This window comes from bacterium (assembly GCA_040755795.1).
Taxonomy (GTDB): domain Bacteria; phylum UBA9089; class CG2-30-40-21; order CG2-30-40-21; family SBAY01; genus JBFLXS01.
The window spans coordinates 1-5,506 of record JBFLXS010000270.1; the positions used below are offsets into that span (position 1 = coordinate 1).

Annotated in this window: 6 protein-coding genes and 1 pseudogene; 5 read left to right on the forward strand and 2 right to left on the reverse strand. The window is 37.1% G+C overall.

Going from position 1 to position 5,506, the window contains the following annotated elements:
* Window positions 1–219: 219 nt before the first annotated feature.
* Both AB1414_14440 and AB1414_14445 read right to left on the reverse strand, forming a co-directional pair.
* The gene (locus AB1414_14440) at window positions 220–2,406 is read right to left on the reverse strand and encodes a VCBS repeat-containing protein (protein ID MEW6608621.1); all 2,187 of its coding nucleotides are present in this window, start codon (window positions 2,404–2,406) and stop codon (window positions 220–222) included.
* Window positions 2,407–2,662: 256 nt separating this feature from the next.
* Complete coding sequence (locus tag AB1414_14445; protein ID MEW6608622.1) at window positions 2,663–3,379, reverse strand: UPF0280 family protein; 717 nt, start codon at window positions 3,377–3,379, stop codon at window positions 2,663–2,665.
* A gap of 115 nt (window positions 3,380–3,494) precedes the next feature.
* On the opposite strand from AB1414_14445, the gene AB1414_14450 reads away from it, so the two are divergent.
* The 5 genes and pseudogenes from AB1414_14450 (at window position 3,495) to AB1414_14470 (ending at window position 5,400) form a co-directional block, all read left to right on the forward strand.
* A complete protein-coding gene (locus AB1414_14450; GenBank protein MEW6608623.1) occupies window positions 3,495–4,370 on the forward strand; it encodes a response regulator in 876 nt (291 codons plus the stop codon).
* Window positions 4,364–4,429: pseudogene (locus tag AB1414_14455) on the forward strand (alpha/beta hydrolase). Before AB1414_14450 ends, AB1414_14455 begins: the two are co-directional and overlap by 7 nt.
* A gap of 140 nt (window positions 4,430–4,569) precedes the next feature.
* Window positions 4,570–4,635 (forward strand): hypothetical protein, encoded by a 66-nt coding sequence (locus tag AB1414_14460; GenBank protein ID MEW6608624.1) that lies wholly within the window; start codon window positions 4,570–4,572, stop codon window positions 4,633–4,635.
* Window positions 4,623–5,138, forward strand: a complete 516-nt coding sequence (locus AB1414_14465) for an adenine phosphoribosyltransferase (GenBank protein MEW6608625.1) — start codon at window positions 4,623–4,625, stop codon at window positions 5,136–5,138. Before AB1414_14460 ends, AB1414_14465 begins: the two co-directional genes overlap by 13 nt.
* A gap of 22 nt (window positions 5,139–5,160) precedes the next feature.
* Window positions 5,161–5,400 carry a hypothetical protein gene (locus tag AB1414_14470; GenBank protein ID MEW6608626.1) on the forward strand — a complete coding sequence of 80 codons (240 nt, stop codon included), beginning with the start codon at window positions 5,161–5,163 and terminating at the stop codon, window positions 5,398–5,400.
* The last annotated feature ends 106 nt before the right edge of the window (window positions 5,401–5,506 follow it).

Consider the following 5,506-nt stretch of genomic DNA (forward strand, 5'->3'; position numbering starts at 1 on the left):
AAGATAATAGAAATAGATTGAAATTTATAGAAATAGGTAGAAATTGATTGTGGAAAACAACAAATTTCCATAAATTTCTATTAGTTTCTACTAATTTCAATTTTTTTAATAATATCTCCCTATCTCCATAATCCCCATATCTCCTTTTCGGACACTATTTTAACCTTTATGCTAGATTAAGACACCACCTAATTTTTCTATCACCAATTACCTTTTTACTTACTCAACTTCTATTCCTTCGCCAATGGCAAGATTGGTAAAGGTATATGTCCAGTTTCCCCTGCCATCACCGGCAAATCCTTTAGTAATGCCATCAAATCGACCAAAAAGAACATCCGGTAAACCAGCCAGCTGAAAGCCTGGCGGAGTAGGTAAATCATAAATTGTTGAACAGGTATTGAATTTAGTCATATTTTCCTGGAGTAAAAATCTGATTCCCGTATAATCACCAGCGACAATATCAAGATTTTCATCTGAGTTAAAATCAACCAGGGCAACGCTACAAAGGTGTCCGTCTGTTGGAAGTCCTTTAGAATTGTTTTTCCAGTTACCTCTACCATCGCCTGACCAGGCTTGCACACCTTTATTATCATTAGTTCCAGCAACAATATCTGGTTTCCCATCAAAATTAAAGTCCCCACAAATCACGCCATAGAAAAAACCGGTTGAAGGCAATTCATTCGAGCTAAAATTCCATCTACCATCACCATCACCAAACCAGACATCCAATCCTTCAATGCTGGTTGCCACGATGTCCAATTTCCCATCTAAATTAAAATCTGCCAGGGCTACCCCATAATAGAATTTATTTTCATCAAGCCCAAAAGATGCTGGTTGCCAATGATTATTGGTCCTTATCCATGCCTTCACACCTTGGGGTGTGGCACAAACTATATCCGCAACGCCATCTAAGTTGAAATCTGCTATGGCTATACCATAGTGTTCGTGCGAGGTATCAGGGGTGGTCTTTTGTGCCCAGATATGGGGATGAATAGAATCAACCATAGGACCCATTTGTGGGTATATTGGCGTGCCGATAGCTTTATTTCCAGCAATATCTTCTGCCTCAAATTGATAACTATAACTCCCTTTCTCTTTTAAACAAGTCTCAAAATAGTAAAAGCCATTATCTTGTTTCATCGTATAGGTGCCAATTAAGGTTTGCCCTTTATAAATGCCTACCTTTGGATGACCTTCTTTAGGTGGGAGATTATTGATATAATTTAGTTTATATGTAAAAATCGTGCCTGATGTGCCATATTCAGGTTGAAGTCCATCTGTGGTATATCCTATCTGTCCTATCCAGCCAAGTAATGATACTGGTGCTGGATTTGATAGACAGAGTTGAATACCAGCAGAATTAGCCCCAATGATGTCTGGTCTTCCATCTAAATTAATATCCCCGACAGCAAGTCCCTGATAGAAATTTTCAGTTGGTAGTCCTGACGATGCAAGTTGCCAGTTACCTTGACCATCTCCTACCCAGACTTTAATTCCCTCATCAGTTCCTGCGGCAATATCTGGATAACCATCTAAATTAAAATCATAAGCAAAAAGACTAAAAACAGCCCTTGTTTTAAGAGGTGATTTAGCAGAATCTGACCAATTTCCATTGCCATCTCCCAGCCAAATCCCAGGTCCATTCTTACTACTACCTGCAATTATATCTAACTTGCCATCTAAATTTACATCCGAAGTGGCTAACCCGTAGTAATTTCCATAACCAGGAAGTCCATTTGAGGTATTCATCCATTTCCCCTGACCATTTCCTCGCCAGGCTTTTACACCACCTCCATCGTTATTCGTGGCAACTATATCTAATTTACCATCCCTGTTAAAATCCGTAATTACAACTTTATAGTAATACTTATAATCTGGCAGACCATGATTTTGAGGAATCCAATTTTTACCTGTTCCATCTCCTGCCCAAACCTTTATTCCGAATTGAGATGCAGAAACTATGTCCATAGAACCATCTGAATTCAAATCAGCGACCTCAACTCCAAAATAGGAGTTAATTCGAGGAAGATTGGTTGAGATTTTATTCCATTTTAAATTATCCTCACCCAACCAGAGACTAATCCCGGAATTACTCAGGGTAGCAATTATATCCAATTTACCATCTTGATTGACATCACCAATGGCTAATCCTTGATAAGAACCGTCTGAAGGAAGGCCGGTATGAGGCACAATAGTCCAGCTACCTTTATCATCTTGTTGCCATATTTCAATCCCTTTTAAATATCTGGTGGTAATGATTTTACGGTCAGATAAAATGATATTCTGGTAGGCGGTGGTAGATTTAGAAACAGATTGCCCAAACCATTTAATTAATGTTGGCGATGTTTTTGCCCAACTGGGGACACTATTTAAAATAATGATTGTGATTAGAATAAATTTTAACATCTTTTTGTAATTGTTCACCACAGAGACGCAGAGAAGAAGATTAAAATTCATTGTAACTATTTACCCGAATGAAGTGCAAGGTAATCGGTAATCAGGTAATCGGTAACAACCAATTGATCTTTTCCCTTTACCGATAACCTGATGACCGATAACTGATTACCTGAATTTCACTTCAGATGGCTAAAATGTTACGTTATTTTATTTCTATATCTTCTCTGTTCCTCTGCGTCTCTGCGGTGAATTACTATCTGAACGGCTACCTAAGTTTTATATCTCCCCAGACTCCCAAATTTTTGTCTTTAATGATAATAACTCCTTTAATTCCCTCAATAGTTTTGGCAAACTCAATGGCTGGTTCAATATCATCTTTCTTTTTAACTAAATTACCAATGGCGGTGGCGCCTGCATCGGCTAATGAAGTCGAATAAGATAAGACTACCACGGCATCTGCTTGACCAAAACTTAACGAAGGACCGACGGTTCCGGATGAGGTGCAAATGCCCAGTGGTGTGTCGTTTGTATCTATTTCTATGGCTATTTTGTTGCTGAGTGGGGATAGGCCGGCGAATATCCCTATTTTTCTTTTACGGATGGTTTTTATAAAAATATCGCCTCCATTTTCAACAATTACTTCTTTAGAATATTTCAATATCCCTTTTCCTACATATTCAGCAATAGCACCCGCAACAGCGGCCATTGGTCCTACTCCAGCTACTTTTCCTGCCCAGGCCATTTCCCTGACTATCTTTGGGGCATAGTGAGGGACTTCACAGGGAATAAGACTTCTTTTAAAATTGGGGTCAGTGGTAATATATTTCTTTATCCTTTCACGGATTCTTAAGATTAATCTTGCTACCTCTCGCCTTAAGTCTTTATCTGCCATCACTGAAAGGTCAGTTTCCTCTATCTGGACATCAAAACTGACTAAATTATCTCCTTTAATTAACTCGCGATACCATCTTTTTTCATACATACTAAACCCTGAGTGAAAAAAGTATAACACTTTGATGTCCAGATGTCAAATAAAAAAACATTTGACAAAGAGAGGTATAGTTATGGTATAATAAGATTCAGCAGGGGGATAACAGATGATTCAGCCAAAGGTATTAGTCGTAGATGATGAACGGAGTATCCGCGAGACATTATCTATGATTTTAGAAGATGATGGATATGTCGTTGTCAGCGCCAAAGACGGCGAGGATGCCTTACAAAAGATAAAAGAACTTAAAATAGATTTAGTTATCTTAGATGTCTGGTTACCTAAAATGAAGGGGGGGGAGGTATTAAAACAGATTGGAGTCATTAAAAACAACTTGCCTGTAATTATGATTTCCGGGCAGGCAGAGATAGAAACTGTCGTTGACTCACTTAAAACAGGGGCAATTGACTTTATCGAAAAACCATTGATAAAGGGAAAAATCTTAGCAACAGTGAAAAATATCTTACGATTACGAATATTAGAACAGGAAAATAATCAACTAAAACAAGAAAATAAAAATCTAAAACAGATTCTAAGTAAGGTATATGATATTAAAGGTGATAGTAAAGAAATTGAGGAATTACGCAAGAAAATTTCAAGAGCCGCAACAACAAATTTTAATGTCCTGATTCAAGGTAAGTCTAATTCTGATTGTGAGGTAGTTGCTCATATGATTCATCTGCAAAGTCACAAAAGTGGTCAGTCTTTTATTAAGGCAAAGGTTGAAGATTTAGAACTAATATTATCAACAGGCAAATGGGAACAGGCAACTTTATTCGTGAATAATATCGATGAGATTGACTTGAGCACGCAAGCAAAAATACTTCAAATCTTACAAGACAGGGTAGTTTTTCGAATTATTGCTTCCTGTGGTGAAGATTTAAAAAACAAGATTGAAAAGAAAACCTTTCGTGAAGATTTATATTATTTACTCAAGGAGATTACTATTAAAATGCCCGAAGATGGGATAACTGGTAAATGGTAACTAATTACCAGTTACCAATTACCAATTACCAATTACCAATTACCAGTTACCAGTTACCAGTTACCAATTACCAGTTACCAGTTACCAATTACCAGTTACCAGTTACCAGTTACCAATTACCAATTACCAATTACCAGTTACCAGTTACCAATTACCAGTTACCAGTTACCAATTACCAGTTACCAGTTACCAATTACCAATTACCAATTACCAGTTACCAGTTACCAATTACCAATTACAAGGAGGTAAAAAATGCAGGATTTAAAGAGTTACATTCGGGATATACCTGATTTTCCAAAAGAAGGTATAATCTTCAAAGACATTACGCCGCTATGGAAGGACAAAAATGCCTTTGCTCAAGCTATTGATACAATAGTAGATAGGTATAAAAAACATAAGGTAGATGTTGTGGTTGGGGTAGAGGCAAGGGGATTTATCGTTGGAGCACCAGTTGCCTATAAATTAGGGGTAGGATTTGTGCCAATGCGTAAACCAGGTAAATTACCTTATAAAACTACCTCTGTTTCTTATGAATTAGAGTATGGAATCGACACCATAGAAATGCATGAAGATGCTGTTGAGAGTGGACAAGAGGTATTGATTATAGATGACCTGTTAGCCACAGGTGGAACAGCAAAGGCGATGTGTAAATTAGTAGAAAAAGCAGGGGGTAAGGTTGTGGCACTGGCATTTATTGTCGAATTGGCATTTTTGCACGGCAGGGAGAAACTAAAAGATTATAATCTATTTTCGTTGATACAATATTGACTTAACGAAACTATTTACTCAAATGAAGTGTAACAAAGGAAAAGAGGAGAATATGGAGAAATGGAGAGAAGCAGATTCTAAGATTGATGTAAGAAGGATAGAATTAGAGAAAGATGAATATTTCTCCAATTTCCCTTTTTCTCCCTTTCTCCTTACTTACACAAGTTTCAGATGGCTAAAGTGTTACAAAAGATTAATAAACAACGAAAGACCCGAAATGCACAAAAAAAGGAAATTTCTGTCTCTGGTGAATAGATTTTAATTTTTTTCTCTGCGTCTCTGTGTCTGTTATGTAAAGTGTCAAGCTTTTTTTTATTTTTTTACTTAAGAAAAGACTCTACGACTTATCTCTATAACTCTACACCTTA